At 68.9% G+C, this 17,067-nt stretch carries 20 protein-coding genes and 1 pseudogene; 11 read left to right on the plus strand and 10 right to left on the minus strand.

Annotated elements, in window-relative coordinates; genetic code table 11:
• From FHS74_RS22815 to FHS74_RS22830, 4 genes and pseudogenes are all read left to right on the plus strand, one after another.
• Positions 1-205 (plus strand): annotated as a pseudogene (locus tag FHS74_RS22815) (hypothetical protein); the annotation flags it as partial.
• Positions 206-518: 313 nt separating this feature from the next.
• Complete coding sequence (locus tag FHS74_RS22820) at positions 519-995, plus strand: spore coat protein U domain-containing protein (RefSeq protein ID WP_184801285.1); 477 nt, start codon at positions 519-521, stop codon at positions 993-995.
• 167 nt (positions 996-1,162) lie between these two features.
• A complete protein-coding gene (locus FHS74_RS22825) occupies positions 1,163-2,041 on the plus strand; it encodes a motility protein A (RefSeq protein ID WP_343067011.1) in 879 nt (292 codons plus the stop codon).
• Positions 2,031-3,032: an OmpA family protein gene (locus FHS74_RS22830; protein WP_184805783.1), complete on the plus strand. Its 1,002-nt coding sequence runs from the start codon at positions 2,031-2,033 to the stop codon at positions 3,030-3,032. Before FHS74_RS22825 ends, FHS74_RS22830 begins: the two co-directional genes overlap by 11 nt.
• Here FHS74_RS22830 and FHS74_RS22835 read toward each other — a convergent pair.
• From FHS74_RS22835 to FHS74_RS22855, 5 genes are all read right to left on the minus strand, one after another.
• Positions 3,007-3,621: a pseudouridine synthase gene (locus tag FHS74_RS22835; protein ID WP_184805785.1), complete on the minus strand. Its 615-nt coding sequence runs from the start codon at positions 3,619-3,621 to the stop codon at positions 3,007-3,009. The two genes, FHS74_RS22830 and FHS74_RS22835, sit on opposite strands and share 26 nt — an antisense overlap.
• 20 nt (positions 3,622-3,641) lie before the next feature.
• Positions 3,642-4,454, minus strand: a complete 813-nt coding sequence (locus FHS74_RS22840; protein ID WP_184805788.1) for a TrmH family RNA methyltransferase — start codon at positions 4,452-4,454, stop codon at positions 3,642-3,644.
• A 78-nt stretch (positions 4,455-4,532) separates the two neighbouring features.
• Positions 4,533-5,384, minus strand: coding sequence for a ChbG/HpnK family deacetylase (locus FHS74_RS22845; protein WP_184805791.1), 852 nt, complete (start codon positions 5,382-5,384; stop codon positions 4,533-4,535).
• Positions 5,381-6,433, minus strand: a complete 1,053-nt coding sequence (locus tag FHS74_RS22850; RefSeq protein WP_184805794.1) for an alpha/beta fold hydrolase — start codon at positions 6,431-6,433, stop codon at positions 5,381-5,383. The genes FHS74_RS22845 and FHS74_RS22850 overlap by 4 nt, the downstream gene beginning before the upstream one ends.
• On the minus strand, positions 6,420-7,421 hold the full coding sequence (locus FHS74_RS22855) for an ABC transporter ATP-binding protein (protein ID WP_246463313.1): 1,002 nt from the start codon (positions 7,419-7,421) through the stop codon (positions 6,420-6,422). Before FHS74_RS22855 ends, FHS74_RS22850 begins: the two co-directional genes overlap by 14 nt.
• A gap of 293 nt (positions 7,422-7,714) precedes the next feature.
• Between FHS74_RS22855 and FHS74_RS22860 the strand changes: the two genes are divergently transcribed.
• The 5 genes from FHS74_RS22860 (at position 7,715) to FHS74_RS22880 (ending at position 10,198) form a co-directional block, all read left to right on the plus strand.
• Complete coding sequence (locus FHS74_RS22860) at positions 7,715-7,900, plus strand: zinc-finger domain-containing protein (protein WP_184805800.1); 186 nt, start codon at positions 7,715-7,717, stop codon at positions 7,898-7,900.
• Positions 7,901-8,107: 207 nt separating this feature from the next.
• Positions 8,108-8,431, plus strand: a complete 324-nt coding sequence (locus FHS74_RS22865; RefSeq protein WP_184805803.1) for a hypothetical protein — start codon at positions 8,108-8,110, stop codon at positions 8,429-8,431.
• Between the two features lie 190 nt (positions 8,432-8,621).
• On the plus strand, positions 8,622-9,170 hold the full coding sequence (locus FHS74_RS22870; protein WP_184805806.1) for a hypothetical protein: 549 nt from the start codon (positions 8,622-8,624) through the stop codon (positions 9,168-9,170).
• A complete protein-coding gene (locus FHS74_RS22875) occupies positions 9,170-9,673 on the plus strand; it encodes a hypothetical protein (protein ID WP_184805808.1) in 504 nt (167 codons plus the stop codon). Before FHS74_RS22870 ends, FHS74_RS22875 begins: the two co-directional genes overlap by 1 nt.
• Before the next feature lie 6 nt (positions 9,674-9,679).
• Positions 9,680-10,198 (plus strand): MmcB family DNA repair protein, encoded by a 519-nt coding sequence (locus FHS74_RS22880; RefSeq protein WP_343067012.1) that lies wholly within the window; start codon positions 9,680-9,682, stop codon positions 10,196-10,198.
• Positions 10,199-10,286: 88 nt separating this feature from the next.
• Here the strand turns inward: FHS74_RS22880 and acs are convergent, their stop codons facing one another.
• Positions 10,287-12,227, minus strand: a complete 1,941-nt coding sequence (gene acs / locus FHS74_RS22885; protein ID WP_184805811.1) for an acetate--CoA ligase — start codon at positions 12,225-12,227, stop codon at positions 10,287-10,289.
• Positions 12,228-12,722: 495 nt separating this feature from the next.
• On the opposite strand from acs, the gene FHS74_RS22890 reads away from it, so the two are divergent.
• The gene (locus FHS74_RS22890; protein ID WP_184805814.1) at positions 12,723-13,046 is read left to right on the plus strand and encodes a hypothetical protein; all 324 of its coding nucleotides are present in this window, start codon (positions 12,723-12,725) and stop codon (positions 13,044-13,046) included.
• A gap of 136 nt (positions 13,047-13,182) precedes the next feature.
• Here FHS74_RS22890 and FHS74_RS22895 read toward each other — a convergent pair whose 3' ends face one another.
• The 4 genes from FHS74_RS22895 to FHS74_RS22910 form a co-directional block, all read right to left on the minus strand.
• Positions 13,183-13,539: a Rieske (2Fe-2S) protein gene (locus FHS74_RS22895; protein WP_184805817.1), complete on the minus strand. Its 357-nt coding sequence runs from the start codon at positions 13,537-13,539 to the stop codon at positions 13,183-13,185.
• The gene (locus FHS74_RS22900; protein ID WP_184805820.1) at positions 13,532-13,945 is read right to left on the minus strand and encodes an EVE domain-containing protein; all 414 of its coding nucleotides are present in this window, start codon (positions 13,943-13,945) and stop codon (positions 13,532-13,534) included. The genes FHS74_RS22895 and FHS74_RS22900 overlap by 8 nt, the downstream gene beginning before the upstream one ends.
• 143 nt (positions 13,946-14,088) lie before the next feature.
• A complete protein-coding gene (locus FHS74_RS22905; protein ID WP_184805823.1) occupies positions 14,089-14,370 on the minus strand; it encodes a YciI family protein in 282 nt (93 codons plus the stop codon).
• Between the two features lie 26 nt (positions 14,371-14,396).
• Positions 14,397-15,389, minus strand: coding sequence for an NAD(P)H-dependent glycerol-3-phosphate dehydrogenase (locus FHS74_RS22910; RefSeq protein WP_184805826.1), 993 nt, complete (start codon positions 15,387-15,389; stop codon positions 14,397-14,399).
• A 181-nt stretch (positions 15,390-15,570) separates the two neighbouring features.
• Between FHS74_RS22910 and FHS74_RS22915 the strand changes: the two genes are divergently transcribed.
• Positions 15,571-16,959, plus strand: coding sequence for a metal-dependent hydrolase family protein (locus tag FHS74_RS22915; RefSeq protein ID WP_184805828.1), 1,389 nt, complete (start codon positions 15,571-15,573; stop codon positions 16,957-16,959).
• Positions 16,960-17,067 lie beyond the last annotated feature (108 nt).

A 17,067-nucleotide genomic window follows, 5' to 3' on the forward strand; every position in this document is an offset into this window, starting at 1 on the left:
GAAGTCTTCGGCCACCGGCGCCAGCGCCATCAGCTACACCACGTCCTACGACGGCACCAGCGGCTCGGGCAGCAGCTTCACCGTCACCCGCTCCGGCGCCCAGTTCAACAAGACCTCCGCCATGTCCGTCACCGTCCCGGCCAACGCCCAGGCCATCGCCGGCAGCTACGCCGACACCCTGACCGTGACCATCGCCGGCAAGTAAGTCCGCGATCCTCACCCCCGGTTCGAAGAAGGGCGGTCCCCAGGGGCCGCCCTTTTCCGCGTCCGCACCCTGGCGGAACGCATCTCCTAATGCATTGATCTTCCTTGATTCCTGGCGCTTCGCACGATGCGGAACGCAAGGACTGGCGGCCCCGCCCCGGGTGCGGCGCCAGGATCAGCCGACATAAGCGATTATTATCAATCCGTTAACTAAAAGTGCGACTTTGGCGCCCGTCCTGGCACCGCGATTGCTTTTACACCTCCCATCAAAGCAACCGGGCAACAAGCCCAGCCGAACCGATAGGACCTACCCCATGATCCGCCGCATCGCCGCCGTCGCCGCCACCGCCGCCCTGGTTTCCGCCGCCCTGTTCGCCGCAGCCCCCGCCTTCGCCGCCGCCGGCGCCTCGGGCACCGTCCAGCTGAACAGCACCGTCGCCCAGACCTGCACCGTCGCCGTCACCGATGCCGGCGCCACCCTCAACATCCTCTCCGGGTCCACCGCCGTCACCGTCGGCACTGTCGTCGAAACCTGCAACGACGGCGCCGGCTACCAGATCAGCGTCTCCTCCGCCAACGGCGCCACCCTTAAGTCCAGCGCCACAGGCGCCCAGCCCATCAGCTACACCCCCATCTACGACGGCCAGTCCGCCGGCAGCAGCGTCAACGTCGTCCGCTCCTCCGCCCAGTTCAACAAGTCCGCAACCGTCGCCGTCACCGTTCCCGCCAACGCCCAGGCCATCGCCGGCAGCTACACCGACACCCTGACCATCACCATCCAGGGCCGCTGAGCCGGCGCGCGGATTTTCAGCGCCCTCTTCCCCCACGCCCTCTTCCCCCGGGGTGTATTCGTGGCGGGCTCTCGGCTACTCTGGCACCAGCCGCTTGGGTCGGCGGCGGCGGTCCCGATGACGAGCGGGGCGCGCAAGGGGCGGGGCCCAGAGGGGTAGGGGTAGGCGTGACTTTGAACGAACGTGGCGCGCGTCCGGCGCGCAAGGTGACCTCCGCGACCGCGCCGGCTGGTGCGCGACGGGGCGGCGCCAAGGCCAGCGGCGTCACCTCCCGCTTCATCGGCACGACGCTGGTGGGGGTGCTGGCCACCGTCGCCCTGTTGTGGTTCGTTGTCTCTGCCGGTGGCAACTGGCACTTCTATTACAATCCCGAAGGCCTGGTGATCGTGCTGGGTGGCGTGGTCTGCGTGGCCTTGTTGGCGTTTCGCGGTGATGAGATCCGGGCGGCCCTGGGCGCCCTGATGGGCATCGTCCGTGACCGCGACAGCATCCGGGTCGACGTGGCTGAATTGCTGGAGGTCGCGCGCCACCTGCATGAAAAGCGCATCCAGGCGGCGGATGAGCGGGCGCAGCGCGTGGCCCATCCCTTCCTGCGGCTGGGACTGCAGATGGTGGTGGACGCTCAGCCCCTGGAAGACCTGCTGCAGGTCATGAACTGGCGCATCCAGAAGCAGATGGAACTGGAGGCCGGGCAATCGCGCTTTTTCCGCACCCTGGCCACCTTCTCCCCCGCCTTCGGCCTGTTGGGCACGCTGGCCGGCATGGTCGGCATGCTGAAGCATCTGGGGGAGGGCGACATTGGCCTCATCGGCGGCAGCATGGCGGTGGCGATGCTGGCGACCCTCTACGGACTGGTGCTGGCCAACCTGGTGTTCAAGCCCATCGCCATCAAACTGGAACAGCGCACGGGCCGGCGGGTCGCGCTGATGAACGTGTTGCTGGAGGGCGTGGTGCTGACCCACCTGGGCCGATCTCCCACCCTCATCCAGGACAGCCTGGACCACTACCTGCGCGACGCGCGGGAGGAGGATTGGGGTGGCGCCTAGCGACTCGACCAAGGGCCCGCCCGACTTGCCGCCGCCGCCCAAGCCGCGGCACACCGCGCGTGTCTACGCCAGCGGCGCCCCCGTTCCCCCGCCGGGGGCGGCGGCCACCCCGGCACAGCCGACGGCGGCCCAGCCCTTGGGCGCCCCCCCTTCCCGGCCACCCTCCCGTACCCGTCCGGATCGGACGCCTGACCGCCCGTCCGGCACGGCGCCCATCCGCATGCCGGGCGAACCGGCGGAAGAGTCCGAGGAATGGGTCATCAGCTACATGGACATGGTAACCCTGCTGATGATCGTGTTCCTCGGCATGGTCGCCATGCTGGGTATTAACGGCCGGCTTAAGCTGAAGTCCGACAACGCCCAGCCGGGCGCCGGCCGGGTGGCGGTCACCGCCGATGCCGTGGGCGCTCCCGCCCGCGACATGGCGAAGCCCCCCACGGCGGCGTCGGTCTCCAGCCCTGTTTTCCCCCCGGTCCCGCCCTATCCGCCGCAGCGCCCGCCCCAAGACGCCCTGCCCGAGGCCGGGCCGGCGGATGAGCCGACGGCGGAAGCCAGGCGCCTGGCCCGGGATCTGGAGGCGCAGAACCTGCCGCCCGACGTGCAGGTGACGCCCAAGGGGCGCGGCCTATCCATCGAGATCAAGGACCGGGTGCTGTTCGCCTCGGGCCGGGCGGATCTGGGGGAGGAGGGGCAGCGCCTGCTGTCGCGTCTGGTGCCGATGCTGCAATCCTTGAAGGGCATGGTGACGGTGGAGGGCCACACCGACAGCAACGCCATCAGCACCGCGCGCTTTCCCAGCAACTGGGAGCTGTCGGCCTCCCGCGCCGCCGCGGTGGTGCGGATGCTGATCAGCGACGGCGTGCCAGCCAGCCGCCTGCGGGCGGTGGGCTACGCCGATACCCGGCCACACGACCCCGGGGCCGATCCCACCGCGCCCGACCATGACCGCGCCGCCGACCGGCGCGTCACCTTGATCGTCGAGACGCCGTAGGCCGTTTTGGCCTGGGAGGGGACGCCGGCTTTGCCGGCAGGGGAACCTCCCGCCATTGTCCCGGCGCCAGGCCGTCCAGCGTCCAATCGCCCACGGCCCAGCGCACCAGGCGTAGGGTGGGGTGGCCCACCGCCGCCGTCATGCGGCGGACCTGGCGGTTGCGCCCCTCCCGCAGGGTCAGTTCCACCCAGCTGGTGGGAATGGCGGCGCGATAGCGGATGGGCGGGTCGCGGGGCCACAGGCCGGCCGGCTCGGCCATCAGGCGGGCGCCGGCGGGAAGGGTGGGGCCGTCGTTCAGGGCGATACCCCGGCGCAGGGCCGCCAGCGCCGCCTCGTCCGGCACACCCTCGACCTGCGCCCAATAGGTCTTGGGCAGCTTGTGCCGGGGATCGGCGATGCGGTGGATGAACGGACCGTCGTCGCTCAGGATCAGCAGGCCCTCGCTGTCGCGGTCCAGCCGGCCGGCCGGGTAGACGTCCGGCACCGGCACATAGTCCTTTACCGTGGCCCGGCGGTCGCCCCCGTTGGCGCCATCGCTGAACTGCGACAGCACGTCATAGGGCTTGTTGAACAGGATCAGCCGGGACATGGGTGGCGGCCTTCGCGGGATCAGGCCCGTTGGGCCAGGGCATGCACCAGGATGGCGGCGGTGGCGGAGACGTTCAGGGACTGCACCTGACCGCTGCCGCGCAGGGTGACCAGCTGGTTGCAGGCCTGCACCGTGGTGGCGGGCAATCCCACCTCCTCATTGCCCAGGATCAGGGCGGCAGGCTTGGCATCCCGCTCGGACAGTACGGCGGCAGGGTCTGGATGGTCGCCCAGGGCCGTGCCGACGATGCGGTAGGGCCCGCGCAGATGGCGCAGGTTCTGGGCGAAGCGCGCCATCTGGTACAGCGTCACATACTCGAACCCGCCCTCGGCCACGCGGTAGGCGGCTTCCGACGGCAGGGCCTGTTCCGGGTGGTCGGACAGCACCAGGCGGTTGATGCCAAAGAAGGCGCACGTGCGGACGATGGCGCCCAGATTGTGCGGGTTGCCCACTCCATCCAGGATCATCAGCGGTTCGCCCGCCGCCGCCCACTGGGCGGCTTCGGCCATGTCGAGGGGCGGCACCGGGCGGGGCGGGGCCACGGCCACCACGCCGCCATGCAGGGGGGTGCCTGCCACCTTTTCCATCTCATCGGCGGGCAACAGGCGGTAGGGCTTGCGCGCCTGGGCCAGGGCGGCGCAGTAGGCGCCCACCTTTTCCTTCATGCGGTCGTCGAAGAACAGCCGCTCCACCCGGTCGGGATCGCGCGCGAACAAGGCCGCCACCGCTGGCAGGCCCAGGACGCGGAAGGTCTTGCGGCGAGTGCCTTCACCGATGGTGGTATCGGCGGGGACGGCCTTGGACGGCCCTTTGGCGCTGCGGGGGTCCGGCATCCCTGGTCCTCGTGGAGCGATAATGGTGATGGGGCCGCATGAAGCGCGCGGGGCCCCCTATGGTCAACCCGTTTTGTCTCAACCCAGCAGACGGCCCAGCCGCACGCCGTCGCGCTCCAGCAAGTCCTGGAAGGCGTCGCCGGCCAGATACGCTTGCTCCACCTGCCGGCTGGCCACCACCGGGTCCAGTCCCGCCAGCACATCGTCGGCCAAGGCCGGGTGCACCATGATCAGCGCGCCATCCCGGGCGGGCACCAGGAAGCGGGCCATCAGGCCGGGAAAGTCGCGGCCGGGGGCGAAGTCATAGACCCCCCGGAATCCATGGTTGGTGGGAATGCCGCGTCGCGCAGCCGCTGGTGCCAGACCGCGCGCCAGGGTGGCGATGATCAGGGCCTTGGGCCTGTCCACCCCGCGCGCCAGGATGGCGGCCAGCGGCTCGGAACAGTTCCGCACATAGACGCTGCCCCGCGGGTAACGGCGGGCCACCGCGTCCAGCACCAGGCCGCGTACCCCCGGCAGCAGGTGCACATGCTGGTGCCCATCGACATGGGCGGGTGGCCGGCCGGCGTGGGCCTCGAACAGATCCAGCTGCCGGTCGATTTCCGCCTTCAGGTCGGCTTGGGTGGCGGCACCCATCAGTCGACCGGTGAGGGACCGCGCCATCAGCGCGCCGACGCTGCCGAAGCGGCCGTTTGGGGCCAGTGCCGGGCAAGGCCCTGCGGGCGTCTGGTCCGTCAGGGTCAGGTGCAGGCCGACGTCGGCCCGGTCCGCCACCTCCGCCAGCCAGGGCGCGTGCTCCGGCCAGAAGGGGGTGGCGGTCATGCAGCTGGTGCCCGACAGCCGCCCCTGGCGGATCAGGGCGAGGATACCCCGTGAGACACCGGGTGACAGTCCATAGTCGTCCGCGTTCAGGACGATGGTCGCGGTCATGAGGTGCGTCCCTCCGCCAGCAGCGTGGCGATCTCCGGGTTCGTGTCCATGCCGCTGGGCAGGGGGGCGGCCGGGTCGGTCACCCAGGCCAGGATATCCCGCCACACGATTTCGGCGTTGAGATCGCGCAGCATCATATGCCAGGCGGTGGGATAAAAGGCGATGCGCGGGCCGCCCTGGCTCTGGTCTGGTAGCCGGGCCAGGGCCTGGCGCATAGGCTCACGGGGGATCAGCTCCTCATGTTGGCCGTACATCACCAGCGATGGCACGTGGAAGGTGGCGGTGGCGGCCATGGCGGCGTCCATCAGGTCGGTCAGGCCCTTCAGCGCGTCCACCCGTGTCGCCTTCACCACCAGCGGGTCGCGGCCCAGCGCGATCATCATGGGGATGTTGTCCGACGCCTGCACGTGGATCAGGCCGCGTGGCGCCGTCACGGTCAACCAAGGCACGGTCCAGTTGGCCAGCGCCAGGGCCCAGCTCTGGTAAAACGGCATTGTGGCGCGCGACCAGACGGCCGGCGCCGTCAGGATGGCGCCCCGGAAACCCGCCGGCAGGTCATGGCCCGCCAGCGCGGTCAGCAACACGGCCGCCCCCATGCTTTCCCCGGTCAGGAACAGCGGCGTGTCGGGATAGCGGTCGTGCAGGGCCGCCGCCGCGTCCCACATGTCGCGGACCATGACGTCACCGCCGGCCCAGACGCCGGACCTGGGATTGCGGCCGAAGCCGCGCTGGTCATAGGCGTAGGTCGCCACACCGTGCTCCGCCCACCAGCGGCCGGGGGCATCATAGGCGTTGGCGTAGTCGTTGAAGCCGTGCAGCGCCAGGATGACGGCCTTGGGTGGGCCGTCGGCGGGCAGCCAGGACTGGGTGGGCAGTACGGTCCCGTCGCGCGTGGTGATGCCGGCGGCCGTCACTTGCGGCGCCACGACCACCGGCGGGGAAGCGAGGCGCGCCGCCGGCGCGCAAGCGGCCAGCGGCGCCATCAGGCACAACAGCAGCCAGAACAGGGCAGGCGCCGTTCCAGCACGACGGCCCTCAGCGCGGTCCATCGACGGCGGCGGGCGCGCGGGTCAGCTGAAGGAAGATGTCCTCCAGGTCCGACTCCTTGGTGCTGAGGTCGACGATGGTCAGGCCGGCGGCGGCGATGGCGTTCAGCACCTCCCCCACCTTCACCTGGCTGGGCGGGTATTGCACCGTCAGCTGGCGGCCCTTCAGCGTGACCTCGAATCCGGCCAGGGTGGCCGGCACCTCGGTCAGGTCCTGGTCCACCACCGCCACCAGATCCTTGCGGTCCAGGGTGCGCAGCAGGCGGTCGGTGCTATCGCAGGCCACCACCTGGCCGTGATTGACGATGGCGATGCTGTCGCACAGCTCCTGCGCCTCTTCCAGGTAATGGGTCGTCAGCACCACCGTGGTGCCGGCGCGGTTCAGTTCGCGCACATGGGCCCACAACGACTGGCGCAGTTCCACGTCAACGCCGGCGGTGGGTTCGTCCAGCACCAGCACGGGGGGCGTGTGCACCATGGCCTTGGCCACCATCAGGCGGCGGCGCATGCCGCCCGACAGGGTGCGGGCATAGGCGTTGGCCTTGTCCTTCAGGCCCACCGCCTCCAGCAGCCGCTCGGTCTGCCGTTCGCGCTTGGGCACACCGTAGAGGCCGGCCTGAAGGTCCAGCAGTTCCCGCGGCGTGAAGAACGGGTCCATGTTCAGTTCCTGGGGCACCACGCCGATGGCGGCGCGGGCGGCCCGGGGATCCTGGTCGATGTCGATGCCCCAGATCTTGGCCGTGCCGCCGCTCTTGGTCACCAGGCCCGCCAGGATGTTGATCATGGTGGATTTGCCGGCGCCGTTGGGGCCCAGCAGGCCGTAGACCGATCCGCGCGGGATGGCCAGGTCGATGCCCTTCAACGCCAGCTTGGCTGGCGCCTTGCCGGACGCCTTGTAGGTCTTGGTCAGGCCACGCAGTTCGATCGCCAGGCTGGGCTGGGTGTCGGCGGGCGGGGCGGTATGGGTATCGGGCGCGCGCGTGTCGGGCATGGGGTCGGGACGGTCCATGAAGACGGGGCCGAAATGGCGGTCGCGGAATGGTTGTCCGCCGGCAGGTCCTATGGCGTACACCCCCGGCTCCTTCATGGTCAACCACGGCCGTCACACCCCCCTGGGGCGTGCACGCCCGTGGCATGGGTGTTCGGGCCACCACCGCGCCACGCGCGGGAACTTATGCGGATGGCCGTACACAGGCGGTTGATCCGGCGACGCGCTTGGCTATGATCCGGGCGTCGGCGGGACGGTCGTTCCGCTCAGGACCTTTATGATGGGAAGCCAAGGCCATGCAGCCGATTGAGACGATCTATGTCGACACCCCGTCCGTCGGGTGCGATGGCGGGGGTGGTGCACTGGGCCATCCGCTGGTCTATCTGACCATGGAAAAGGAAGGCAAGATCGACTGCCCCTATTGCGGCCGTCATTACATCCTGTCCGAGGCCGGCAAGGCCGCGGCCGGCCACGGCCATTGACAGCGCAAGCCGCCCACGGCCGCTAACGCCGTGGGCCCCGGCTTCCCGCGCGGACGTGGCTAGTGCCGAGTCCGGCCCGCGCGGGGACCCTATTCTTCCGCGTGGATAGCGGCGCGCGACTCGTCGCGATATACCAGGATCGGTATGTTAATTGGCCCCCGGCCGCAACGGATTGGGGTCGGTACCGTCAGCTGCAGCCTGTGATCGATGGCCCCCCTTCCGCCCAGCCCCACTCCCACCCCCGCCCGGCTGCCGCTGGCCAAGCTACCCTTCGTCGGGCTGCGGCGTGACGGCGCCTTGGGCTATTGGGTGATGCCTGCGGATGGGGATGTCGCCATCGGCCCGGCCGCCGTGGGGTTGGGGCGCACCTATGCCGCCTGGTTCCTGTTGTATGCCGAGATCAACGGCCTGTCCGCCGCCCGTTCTCTGCTGGACAGCATTGAGCGGGAAATGCCCTCGCGCTATCCCGCCGTCGACCGCGCCTTCCTCCGGGAAATCGCCAGCCACGGATTCGTGCAAAGCGCGGCGTGAGTACGGCTGAAATTTTCTTGCCCAGGTTGCCTCCGGCCCCGTCGACGGCTACCGTTGTCCATGATAACCATCTGTGAACGTATGGCGTGGTAACCAGGGCACGGACTGGTTTGGTCCCGATGTTCGGCAATTTGCGAAAATTGTCGATAATGCTAGACTCGATTGAAACGCCGAAAGGATCGCAGCGGTCGTGCTTGAGGAATTCAGCATCAGCCTGTTCGTGATCGCGCTGCTGGGCGCCGCCTGCATGGTGGCCATGGTGCTGTTCCGTCAGACGCTGCTCTATGCCACCCGCAACGCGGTGGCGGAGATGGAAGGCCGCGTGACCCGGACGCGCGCGTCGTATGACGAGGCGCTGAAGGCGCATGAGCAGAACCAAGTCCGGGCCCGCGACCTGGAGGAGGAGCGGCGGATGATCCAGAACCAGCTAGCGGAAGCCCAGCGGCGGTTGCTGTCGGCCCAGACGGACAATTTCGAACTGATCCATGAGGTGGGTGAGCCCGCCACCGGCCGCCGCCTCTATGTCGGCAGCCTGAGCCTGGGGCCCACCCTGACCGTGAACCAGACGGCCACCACCCACAGTCACCTGCGTGGCTGCCCCCATCTGGTGGAGGTGTGGGCGGAAAACCAGTCGGAGGCCTTGCGTCTGGCCCGCCAGGCATTCCCGGAAACGGCGGGTTTCACCTTGCCGATGGTGCAGGCGCAGGACGCGCCCGTCCAGCAGCTGGTGGCCTCCTGATGTCGGGCGCGCTGCTGGCCAACATCGGCCTGATCGTTCTGCTGTTCTATTCCTTGATCCAGTTCACGCTGACGGCCCGCGCCATCGAGGATGACCGCCGGCTGCGCGAACGCCGCCTGGGGCGGTTGGAAGAGGAACTGGGCCACGTCACCGCCGCGGCCAACGACGCCAAGGCCACCGCCGAGGGCAGCGCCCGGGAAGTGGCGACCCTGGAGGAGGCGCTTGCCGTGCTGCGCACGACCCGGGCGGAGGCCGAGGCCAAGCTGCGCGAGCTGCAATCTGCCCCCCGCCGCCGCATCACCGTGCCGGACAAGGCCGTGCTGGTGCATGGCCGGCTGTGGGAAGTGACGGTGGGCCAGGCGGGAACCGAGGGCGATGTCGCCACCCGTCCTTACCTGTTCGGCGCCACCACCGACCGTGACGCCCGTTTTCGCGCGGAACAGCGCTTTCCCACCGGCCTGGGCTTCCGCGTCCAGAAGGTGGAGCGCTTCAGGCGGGGCTGACGTCCGATGAGCCTGCCCCCCGATTCGACGCCGGAGGATGATGCCGCCGCTTTCGTGATTCCCGCCACCGTGCCGCCGTTCTTCGGCCGGCCGGGGATGGAGCGGGCCTTGCTGCTGGCGCGCGGCGTGCGGCGCATGCTGGTCCATCGCGGCATGCGATCGATGCTGGAGGTGCCGCTGGCCAACAACCGCCGCGCCGACATCCTGGCCCTGGCCGGCGACGGCACCGTCACCATCGTGGAGATCAAAAGCTCCGTCGCCGATTTTCGCGCCGACCACAAATGGGGCGACTACCTGGAATTCTGCGACCGGTTCTACTTCGCCGTGGGCGAGGATTTCCCCCAGGAATTGATCCCCGAGGAATGCGGGCTGATCGTGGCGGACGGCTATGGTGCTGAAATCCTGCGCGAGGGGCCCGAGGTCAAGCTGAACGCCGCCCGCCGCCGGACCCTGCTGCTGCGCGTCGCCATGCAGGCCTTCCAGCGCCTGCACCAGGTGGAAGACCCCCGGCCGACGGCGCTGTAGCGTCGGGCCTTCATAAAAGTCGGGCCTTCATGAAAAAGGCCGGCCAGGTCGCCCCGGCCGGCCTTTCCCCATAGTCCGAGTCCGGGGGTCAGCCCCGGTTCATGCGGCTGTCCACCAGGTCGGTGACCACGGTGGGGTCGGCCAGGGTGGAGGTGTCGCCCAGGGCCTCATGCTCGTTGGCGGCGATCTTGCGCAGGATGCGGCGCATGATCTTGCCGGAGCGGGTCTTGGGCAGGCCGGGCGCCCACTGGATCAGGTCGGGCGTGGCGATGGGGCCGATCTCCTTGCGCACCCAGGCCACCAGTTCCTTGCGCAATTCCTCCGTCGGGCTTTCCCCGGCGTTCAGGGTGACGTAGGCGTAGATGCCCTGGCCCTTGATGTCGTGCGGATAGCCCACGACGGCGGCCTCGGCCACCTTGGGGTGGGCCACCAGCGCGCTTTCCACCTCGGCCGTGCCCAGGCGATGGCCGGAGACGTTGATGACGTCATCGACCCGCCCGGTGATCCAGTAATAGCCGTCCTCGTCCCGGCGGCAGCCGTCGCCGGTGAAGTACTTGCCGGTGAAGGTGGAGAAGTAGGTCTGCTTGAAGCGCTCATGGTCGCCGAACACGGTGCGCATCTGGCCCGGCCAGCTGTCGGCGATGCAGAGGTTGCCTTCGGTGGCGCCTTCCAGCAGGTGGCCTTCGTTATCGACGATGACCGGCTTCACCCCGAAGAAGGGGCGGGTGGCGGATCCCGGCTTGGTGGCGGTGGCGCCCGGCAGGGGCGTGATCAGGATGCCGCCCGTCTCTGTCTGCCACCAGGTGTCGACGATGGGGCAGCGGCCATCGCCCACGACCGAGTGGTACCACAGCCAGGCCTCGGGGTTGATGGGCTCCCCCACCGATCCCAGCAGGCGCAGGCTCTTGCGGCTGTGGCGCTTCACCGGCCCCTCGCCCTCGCGCATCAGCGCGCGGATGGCGGTGGGGGCGGTGTAGAAGATGTTGACCTTGTGCTTGTCGATGACTTCCCAGAAGCGGCCACTGTCCGGATAGTTGGGCACGCCCTCGAACATCAGGGTCACGGCGCCGTTGGCCAGGGGCCCGTACAGGATATAGCTATGGCCCGTGACCCAGCCCACGTCGGCCGTGCACCAGTAGACGTCGCCCTCGTGATAATCGAAGACGTACTGGTGGGTCATGCTGGCATAGACCAGATAGCCGCCGGTGGTGTGCAGGACACCCTTGGGCTTGCCGGTCGATCCCGAGGTGTAGAGGATGAACAGCGGGTCTTCGGCGTCCATCGGCTCCGGCGGGCAGTCGTTTGACGCCGCGGCGACCGCGTCGTGGTACCAGATGTCGCGGCCCTCGACCCAGCCGACGGCCCCGCCGGTGCGGCGCACGACGATGACCGTGTCAACGGTCGGGCAGGACTTCAGCGCCTGGTCGGCGTTGACCTTCAGGCCCACCTTGCGGCCGCCGCGCAACCCCTCGTCGGCGGTGATGACCACGGTGCTGCCGCAGTCCTGTACCCGGTCCTTCAGGCTATCGGGGGAGAAGCCGCCGAAGACCACGGAATGGACGGCGCCGATGCGGGCGCAGGCCAGCATGGCGTAGGCCGCCTCCGGAATCATGGGCAGGTAGATGGTGACCCGGTCGCCCTTCTTCACGCCGCGGGCCTTCAGCACGTTGGCCAGGCGGGTGACGTTCTCATACAGCTCGGAATAGGTGATGTGCTTGTGTTCGGACGGGCTGTCGCCTTCCCACAGGATGGCCGTCTGGTCGGCGCGCGCGGGCAGGTGGCGGTCCACGCAATTGGCGCAGGCGTTCAGCACGCCGTCCTCATACCAGCGGATGGAGACATCGCCGGTGAAGCTGGTGTTCTTCACCTTGGAGTAGGGCTTGATCCAGTCCAGCCGGCGGCCATGCTCGCCCCAGAACCCGTCCGGATCGCTGACCGATTGGTCGTACATCTGCTGGTATTTGGTCGCATCGACCCAGGCGTCTGCCGCCACCGCGTCGGGAACGGGGAACAGGGTGTTGTTGCTCATCGGACCTTGGTTTCCTTCCCTGATGTGTTGTCGCCGGCCGGGGCTACAAGAGCCGGGGCTGCGGGGGACCGGGTGTCCCATGTCCCGCAACCGCCACCCGTGTCCGGCCTGGCCCCTCCGCTCCGGGGGTGCCCTGGCCGTCCTGGCCTGTTACAGGCCAACCGGGTCTGGCGCAGCGATCGCCATCGCTTGCCAGGCCGAGTATCCCTCGTGGCCCCGCTTTCCACAAGCGTGGGCCCGCGCCAGCCGGTGGCAAACTCACGGCAATCCACGGGCTTGCCCCCATTCCGGCGCGTGGACCATGGAACGCCTCCCTGCCATCGCCCGCCATGATATGGATCACCCCGGCAACCGTTCAGGATGACGCGGAAGGGGCACATTTTTGCGTGCCACCCCCATTGGCGCTGCTGTCCCTGTGTTCATCCTGTGTTATTAGTAGTGCTCGCATTTACCATCACGCGGGGCAGCGGCCGTCAGGCGCTGACAGGAAGGCCCATGAACACGGGTGCTGGGGATACCGGTGCTGGACAGGACGCCACGGACCTGATCGGCCGTTTGAGCCAGATCAGCAGCCGTACCAGCCTGATGGCCATCGACAGCGTGCTGCGGGCGCTGGCCCATCCGGCCGTGACCCGGTCGACGTCCGGCCTGGCGACGGCCGAGGGGGGGGCGTCCGCCGCCATGGCCGGCGACGCGCCCTCTGCGGCGTTGGCCACCCCGACGGTCGCGGATGTGGCGCGCGAGGTGGGCGTGATCGCCCGGCGTATGGTCACGACGACCGAGGACTTCGCCGCCACCATGAAGGCCCGGTCGGCTTAACTATCATTGTCCCCTCAGGCGCCGGGCGCTGGCATCCGCCGGCTTGGCTTATCCTCGATTTCCAGTCCGCTCCGCTTCCCAGAAATCTCTGGCGCCCGCGGTTGCGGGCCAGGGATTGTGTGCCTGCGGAGTAGGGCTATTCGTCCAGATACACGGCACCGTCGGTGACGCGTATCAGCAGGGCCGACAGGCTGCGGCCGGCGCAGGGGCCGCGCAGGCAAAAGCCGTCTTCCACCCGGAACAACGCGCCGTGGGTGGCGCATTGCAGATGCAGGCCATCGGCGCTCATGAAGCGGTCCGGCGTCCAGTCCAGCGTGGTGCCGACGTGGGGACAGCGGTTGCGGTAGGCGTAGGCGGCATCGCCCCGCCGGGCGACCAGGATGTCCTCCCGCGCTGCGCCGCCGCCCCAGCTGATCCCCTTCGCCTGGCCGTCGGGAATGTCATCCAGGCGGCACAGGGGAGAGGGGGCGGGGGCTGCGGCGACTTCAGGCATCGACGCCCATGCGTTGGCAGGCGCCCTTCCACTCCTCATCGGTGATGGGGCAGACGGACAGGCGCGACTGGCGCACCAGGGCCATGGTGGACAGCTCCGGGTCGGCCTTGATGTCCTTCAGCGTCAGCGGCGTCTTCACTGGCGCCACCGGCTTCAGGTCCACCATGACGAAGCGGCCGCTTTCATCCGACGGGTCGGGATAGGCCTCGCGCACCACCTCGGCGATGCCGACGATCTCCAGCCCCTCGTTGGAATGATAGAAGAAGGCGCGGTCGCCCACCTTCATGGCCTTCAGGTTGTTGGCCGCCTGGTAGTTGCGCACCCCGTCCCAATGGGTGCGGCCGTCCGCCACGAACTTGTCCCAGGAATATTTGAACGGTTCCGACTTCACCAGCCAGTAGGGCATTTTTAGTTCCTTGGTTCCCTCAAGCGCCGGCGGCGCATCCGCGCCGTGGCCATCCTCGATTTCCCGTCCGCTCCGCTCCCCGGAAATCTCCGGCGGCCGCACTCGCGGCCCAAGAAAACCCCGGGGTAGGGGGGCGCGGCGGTTCAGGCCTTGGGATAGACGACGCGGAAGGGCTTGATCGTTACGGATTCGAAAAGACCAGCTTGGGCATAAGGGTCGGCATCTGCGAAGGCCTGGGTGGCGGCCTCGTCGGGGAATTCCACGACCAGCAGGCTGCCCGTGGGCTTGCCCTCGGCATCCAGCAGGGGGCCGGCCACGACGATGTGGTCCACCTGGCTGTCCAGATATTCCAGATGGCGCGGGCGGGTGGCCAGACGCAGATCCAGGTGGCCGGGCTTGTCGGCGCAGGTGATGGCGAAGTGCATGGGGAAAGGCTCTCCGTTGGAAAGGGTCAGGCGCCCTCGGTCTTGAGGGGGCGGGACAACAGGGATTGGATGGTGGCGTTGACGTCGGCGCCATGGTTCAGGATGGCGTCCACCGCCTGGCAGATGGGCATGTCCACGCCCTGGCGGGCGGCCAGGCGCACCACCGCCTCGGCGGTGTAGACGCCCTCGGCGACGGAATTGCGGCCGGCCAGGATGTCGGCCAGGGGCTGGCCCTGGCCCAGGGCGTGGCCCAGCGACATGTTGCGCGACTGCAGGCTGCCGCAGGTCAGCGTCAAGTCGCCCAGGCCGGACAGGCCCATGAAGGTCTCCGCCCGGGCGCCCAGCGACTGGCCCAGGCGGGCGATCTCCGCCAGGCCGCGGGTGATCAGGGCCGCGCGGGCGTTGTCGCCCAGGGCGCGGCCGGCGACGATGCCGCAGGCGATGGCCAGCACGTTCTTCACCGCCCCGCCGATCTCTGCCCCCACCAGATCATCGCTGGCATAGGGGCGGAAGGTCAGGCTGCCCAGCGCCTGGGCCAGGCGCTGGCTGATATCGGCATCGCGGCAGGCCAGGGTGACGGCGGTGGGCAGCCCGCGCGCCACCTCCGCCGCGAAGGTGGGGCCGGACAGCACGGCCAGCGGCGTGTCGGGCAGTTCCATGGCGGCCACCTCGGTCATCAGGCCGCCGCTGGCGATCTCAATGCCCTTGGCGCACAGCACGACGGGCGTGCCGGCGGCCAGCAGGGGCTTCAGCCTCGCCGTGGTGGCGCGGATGTGCTGCGCCGGCGTGACCAGCAGCACGGCGTCGGCCGCCGCCGCTTCGGCCAAATCGCCGGTGGCGCGGATGGCGGGGTCCAGGGCCACGCCCGCCAGGAAGGGGGTGTTCTCATGGCTGCCATTGATGGCGGCCACCACTTCGGGCTCGCGCGCCCACAGGGTCACGTCGCGCCCGGCCCGCCGGGCGGCCATGGCCAGCGCCGTGCCCCAGGCGCCCGCGCCGATGACACCGATCCGCCGCATTGCCGTTCCCCTCGCCGTTTGCCCATACCCGTCACCAAGGCTTTGGCTTACCCCGGATGCCCTGCGGTCCGCAACGGTCCGGTGGCGGCGGGCGGGGGGCGATGGTACGGTGGCGGCAAGCCGTCGGGCCTGTGACCGGCGGAAGAACAGGGACATGCTTTCAGAATAAGGGGATGCCGAAATGGCTGTTGGTTTCTCGATGACGGCGGGTCGCCGTACCCGTCGCGCTGTCCATGCCTTTGCCCTGCTGGCCGGCTGCGCGCTGGCCCCTCTCGCCGCCCAGGCGCAGGACGCGGCACCGGCGGCCAAGCCCGTGGTGCTGCACTGCCCGGCCCTGCTGGATTCCGTGGCCGGCAAGATGCTGGGCCAGAGCAGCGTGGTCGTCCAGGGTGACCGCGTGACCGAGGTGGCCGCCGGCTACGTCACCCGGCCGGATGCCGAGGTGGTGGAACTGGCGGCGGGCGACACCTGCCTGCCCGGCCTGATCGATGCGCATGTCCACATCAGCATGGAATTCACGCCCACCATCTATAGCGACATGCTGCATTTCAACCAGGCGGACTGGGTGGTGCGCAGCACGGTGTGGGCCAAGCGCACCCTGCTGGGTGGCTTCACCACCGTGCGCAACCTGGGCGACAGCCATTATGAGACGGTGGCCCTGCGCGACCAGATCAACAAGGGCTGGGTCCCTGGCCCCCGCATCCTGTCGGCCGGCCCGGCCATCGGTTCCACCGGCGGCCACGCCGATGACGGCGACGGCCTGCGCATGGACCTGCAGCCCGATGTCGGTCCCCATGACAGCATCATCAACGGCCCGTCCGACGCCTGGAAGGCGGTGCGCGAGCACTACAAGCAGAACGTCGACACCATCAAGATCATGACCACGGGCGGTGTGCTGGATCTGTCGGGCAGCGTCGACAACTCCCAACTGACGGAGGAGGAGACCAAGGCCCTGGTCACGGCGGCCCATGAGTACGGCTACATCGTCGGTGTCCACGCCCATGGGGCGGAGGGCATCCGCCGCGCCGTCGTCGCTGGTGCCGACAGCATCGAGCACGGCACCTTCATGGACGCCCAGGACATGAAGCTGATGAAGGAGCACGGCACCTATTACGTGCCGACGATCTATACCGGCACCTATGTGACGGAAAAGGCCAAGGCCAACCCTCACGCCTATCCGCCGGCGGTGCAGGCCAAGGCCCTGATGGTGGGGCCGCAGTTGTTGAAGACGGTGGGCGACGCCTACAAGGCGGGCGTGAAGTTCGCCTACGGCACCGACGCCGGCGTCTTCCCCCATGGCGACAACTGGAAGGACTTCCCGCTGCTGGTCCAGGTGGGCATGCCGGCGATGTACGCGCTGCAGATGGCCACCATCAACGCCGCCACCCTGCTGAAGAAGGACAAGGACCTCGGCAGCGTCGCCGCCGGCAAGTACGCCGACATCGTCGCCGTGTCCGGCAACCCGCTGACCGACATCACCGTCATGGGCAAGGTCGATTTCGTGATGAAGGGCGGCATCGTCTTCAAGAAGGGCGGGGCCGAGCAGGTGTTCACCAGCACGGCGCATTGAGGGGGATGGCCCCTGGTTGGGGAGGGCTGGGGGCCATCAGCCTAAAGGCGGGATATCGAAGGCACGGAATTGTTCCCGTTACGGGAACACACATGTTGTTCCCGCCGC

It is taken from the genome of Nitrospirillum iridis, from assembly GCF_014205765.1.
GTDB classification, from domain to species: Bacteria; Pseudomonadota; Alphaproteobacteria; order Azospirillales; family Azospirillaceae; genus Nitrospirillum; species Nitrospirillum iridis.